Origin of the sequence: Helicobacter mesocricetorum (assembly GCF_900198605.1) — a bacterium.
Classification (GTDB): Bacteria; Campylobacterota; Campylobacteria; order Campylobacterales; family Helicobacteraceae; genus Helicobacter_D; species Helicobacter_D mesocricetorum.
Genome location: NZ_FZPJ01000066.1, coordinates 1 through 3993 on the forward strand (window position 1 = coordinate 1; position 3993 = coordinate 3993).

5 protein-coding genes are annotated in these 3993 nt (G+C 34.4%); 3 read left to right on the top strand and 2 right to left on the bottom strand.

Annotated elements, in window-relative coordinates; all coding sequences use genetic code 11:
- Nucleotides 1–214 precede the first annotated feature (214 nt).
- Genes C6H18_RS09280 through C6H18_RS09290 form a run of 3 tightly spaced genes read left to right on the top strand, consistent with a single transcriptional unit; the run spans nucleotide 215 to nucleotide 2710 of the window.
- The gene (locus C6H18_RS09280; RefSeq protein WP_104722811.1) at nucleotides 215–697 is read left to right on the top strand and encodes a hypothetical protein; all 483 of its coding nucleotides are present in this window, start codon (nucleotides 215–217) and stop codon (nucleotides 695–697) included.
- Nucleotides 698–705: 8 nt separating this feature from the next.
- Nucleotides 706–1149, top strand: coding sequence for a hypothetical protein (locus C6H18_RS09285; protein WP_104722812.1), 444 nt, complete (start codon nucleotides 706–708; stop codon nucleotides 1147–1149).
- Complete coding sequence (locus C6H18_RS09290) at nucleotides 1130–2710, top strand: hypothetical protein (RefSeq protein WP_104722813.1); 1581 nt, start codon at nucleotides 1130–1132, stop codon at nucleotides 2708–2710. Before C6H18_RS09285 ends, C6H18_RS09290 begins: the two co-directional genes overlap by 20 nt.
- A 30-nt stretch (nucleotides 2711–2740) precedes the next feature.
- On the opposite strand, the gene C6H18_RS09295 is transcribed toward C6H18_RS09290, so the two are convergent.
- Together C6H18_RS09295 and C6H18_RS09300 are read right to left on the bottom strand one after the other, a co-directional pair.
- Nucleotides 2741–3022: a hypothetical protein gene (locus C6H18_RS09295; protein WP_104722814.1), complete on the bottom strand. Its 282-nt coding sequence runs from the start codon at nucleotides 3020–3022 to the stop codon at nucleotides 2741–2743.
- Nucleotides 3023–3233: 211 nt separating this feature from the next.
- On the bottom strand, nucleotides 3234–3512 hold the full coding sequence (locus tag C6H18_RS09300; protein WP_104722815.1) for a hypothetical protein: 279 nt from the start codon (nucleotides 3510–3512) through the stop codon (nucleotides 3234–3236).
- Nucleotides 3513–3993 lie beyond the last annotated feature (481 nt).

Genomic DNA, 3993 nt, shown 5'->3' on the forward strand with positions numbered 1-3993 from the left:
GAGCTAGAAGCAGAATCCCAAGAGAAAATTAAAGCTATTGTCTCTGCGGCGTATAGAGAAAATATCGAAAACTTTGTTGATTTTGAGGTTTTAAAAAAGATTTTAATAAAATAAGATTAGCTTAAAATCCCTAAAATAGGGCTTTTAGGTTTTAACCCTTGAATTAAAAAGCCAAAATTCCTAAACTTCTTGCAAAAATTTAAGGAGCTTAGAAATGGCAGATTATGGAAGCTTTGAACTTGTCAATAGCATATTTAACCCTAACAAGGGTAGTGCGGTTTCAAGTATTATGAGTGCTAATCGTGCAGCAAATGGGCTTAACCCTAGTGCTAATATCACACAAGGGCTTTTAAACACAGGGAGTGCAAACAATCCCGCTACAACCTCTTTTTTGAGTAAGTTAGGGGGCATAAATGGCAATGCTTTAGCAGGGATTGGAACTGCAGTATCGGCTTTTCAAGCTTATGCTAGTTTTACACAGGGCAAAAAGGCTTTTAAAGAGCAAAAAAAAATGAATGATTTACTACAGAGGCAATATGGCATTGAAAATGCACGCTACCAAGAAAGGAAAGCAGAGCAGGATAAAGCAAATAAAATCATCGCAGATTCTGCAAGTGTTGTAGATAATTCTAAAAATACAATCCCAAACCCTAAACCCAAACCCAAAGAGCAACCTCTACCTTTTGAGCGACAATAAGGGCGGTAGTGAAAAGAGTTATAAATTATCCCTATCCTAGCAATAGTGGGGCTTTGAAAAATGCCTTTTGCCACACCATAAAAGAAGTAGAGCTAGTGCAAGGGGAGAATGCTTTAGAGCTTACCACAGGAGGGGATTTTTATGAGGATAATACAGGTAATAGATTTTTTGTCTATGCAGGTGAGGGAGTGCTAGAGTGGCAAGATTGTTTAAAATATCTTGATTTTAATAATTTGCCTTTTAGCTTCCTCTCTTATTTTTTAAGCAAAAAAGAGCATAGCCCTAATGCAAGTAATTTAATAAAGAGAAAGATACAAGAGTTTGTAGAAGTGTATGATAAAAACATACTCAAAAATACTCTTTACCTAGCACCACTTAACTTTGAAAAGCTGGATAAAGCTTTAATTTCAGGACAAATACAAAGGAGAGAGAATGAAGCAAGACCCTATTAATACAGGAAGCTACACATTAGGACTACTGGTAGCAAATACTAAAAATATGGTAGATACCCAAGCACAGAATAATTTAATAGTAGGCAATTATTTAAAAGATGGGTATAATAAACTGGCAAATGCTTATGCGCTAAATCTGCAACAAGAGCAGCTGGAAAAGCAAAATGCTTTTAAGCAAGAAAGTTTAAATCTACAAAAGCAACAAATCACAAACCAAGTGCAACAATGGTGGGATACAAAGCAGCAGTGGGCGGAACAAAAAAAGCTAGAGAGACAAAAAATGCAAGAGAGTGCAAGAGTAGCAAATTTGCAGTTTGATTTAGCTAATAGGCAGCTAGCTTACCAAAAAGAGAGGGATAAACCTAGTATAGGATTGCAACAACACCAACTAGATTCTTTAACAAGGTTATCCACAGATCCTTTATTGCAAGTGCCGACAACTCAAGACTTTGGGGTGACAGGGAGAAGTGGTGGGAGTGCCAGAAATGCAGAAGTGAATTTTGGGATAGTAGGGAGAAGTGTTGCGGGGGCAAATACTGCGGGATTTGGTGCTGCTGCGAATACTGCACCCATTGCAGGAGGATTTTATACAAAATATATGCAATCACAAATGCCGCAAAAAGATTCTACCTCTAATGGTGGGTTAAATATTACAGGCAAAGATGTTTTAACAGCGGCGTTAGGACAAGATAAGCTAACACAAGCAGCAAAGGTGGGAGGATTTTATACAAAATATATGCAATCACAAATGCCGCAAAAAGATTCTACAAATGCAGTAAGTTTGGCAGCACAAATGCCAAAAGATGACCTAGCAAAATATTTTATTCCTGCCTCAAAGGCTAAACCCCAACAGATAAACACCCAAGAGTTTTTAATCCCTACCTATCAAGCGGTGCTTATTAAACTCGATAATGATATGCCACTTAGCGCACAAGATAAATATGTCGCAAATCTTATGGGGGTGAAATATAATGATAAGGACTTCAACGTGAAAACTACAGAAATGAGTAAAAATATGCAAGAGTTAAAAAATAATTTAAGTTTGTTAGAAGCAACAGCAGGACTAAAGGCAGATGGGAAGGAGCTAGCTGGTGTTATTAATAATCTGGTTAGGTGGGGATTTCAAGCAACTGGTGGTTTATACGATATTAATCCTAAAAGTTCCGAGTTTATACAAAAAGAAGAGATAGTAAAAAGATGGCTTATTAATCTGATGGTAAGGAGAGGGAACTCGAGCAAAAACCCCGAGAAAGACGCAGAAAGTGCTTTATCACGAAATAAATCTCCAAAAATGCAAATTTCATCTCTTCAAGGAGTTGATAAAATGGCTATCGAAGATAGTGAAGAGATTTTAAGGGCTTTAAAAAACAAAGGAGCTAAAGAGGAAGTGATTTCAGACTATAGAAAACAATTAGATAAATTTATTAAAGGTTATGAATATTTGGATGGGGTTTTACAAGCAGACCAACCAATAGATTATGAAAAGTATATTAATATTGTTGGCATAAGCCGACCAACAAAACAAGCAAACAGCAAACATGAAATCGTATTTGTTAAATAGCTTATTTTAATCCATATTTTGAAAGAGGGTTTATGGGGCTATTGTAGATTCCTGTTCTCTCTTTTTACAATTCTCTCTACACCAAGTCATTTCAGACCATTTATTATAATCAAAAGTGGCATTGCTCCTAATATCTTGCTTAAGGTATTCTAGCCCATCAAAATAGGGAACAACACGATTTAATATATCGTCAATTTGTTGTTGGGTTGCCCCTCGTGCTTTAACCTGTTTAATATCTAATTCTAGTCGATAAAGTATTATTTTATAATACACCCCTAACTTTGCCCTTTGTATTTGCGGTTTCCTCGTCATCTAAAAAATTCAATTCTTTGATTATCATTTGTGTAGTGATGTCATTTTCAGAGCAAAACCTCCTGTTGTGTTCATTTAAATTCAAGATTCCAAAATTCCTATACAACCATCTATTTAGCTTGTTTGAAAAACGATCAGATATTTCACCCATCGAAATAAGTTTTGAAATGCTCTCTAAAGTATGAATGCTATCTTTAATTTTGCTAATTAATTATTCAATTTCTCGCTGATGTCTTAAGCAATCTTGATATATCTCTTTCCATTTAATTCGCAAAGTATTCGCTACCATTTTCTCTTGAGCATTAAGCTCTACGCACAATTCTAATTTAATAAAAATATTTTCATACATTGGAATTAATTTTTGGGGTTTTTGAGTTGGTGGAGTAGTAGTGTGGTATTTTGACATATCTATATTATTAAATTCTGCTTGTAAATGCCCCCCCTCCACTAATAAGAGGAGTAAAAATAGTTTTTTAAACATTATAAACACTGATTGCCTTTACTTTTGACTTGAAACTCTATCTAAATGATGCATTATAACATAAATCAATGGCACACTATGCCACCTCTTTTGTATTGTATTTTGTGATTTGTTTTGCCCCGCCCCACACGAATCCGCAAAATTTTTTTCTTAAACATAACTTAAGTAATTTAAAAGTTTAAAAATCTATTTAAAAAGATTTAATTTGATTATTTTGTTACAAAACTGCACCCCGATTGTTATTTTTAAAAAAGTTTGCGAAAGTGCGAAATTTTGTGTCTTTTTGTAAAGCAAGGACGAAAAAGGCTTTTTTTTGTTAAGAAACGCCTAAAATCCTAGATACTTGACTTTTAGCAAATAATATGATTATAATTTTGCCTGAATAATTTGTTAATTTTTTGTGTCAATTTCGTGTCAAAAAGTTAAAAATTGCATTTTTTCACCCCCCTAAAAAAGGGAACTACAAGATTTGAAAAAATATAAATATAAA

Coding starts and splice junctions, on each gene's coding strand:
- C6H18_RS09280 (WP_104722811.1), top strand. CDS start 215: ATGGCAGATTATGGAAGCTTTGAACTTGTCAATAGCATATTTAACCCT.
- C6H18_RS09290 (WP_104722813.1), top strand. CDS start 1,130: ATGAAGCAAGACCCTATTAATACAGGAAGCTACACATTAGGACTACTG.
- C6H18_RS09295 (WP_104722814.1), bottom strand. CDS start 3,022: ATGACGAGGAAACCGCAAATACAAAGGGCAAAGTTAGGGGTGTATTAT.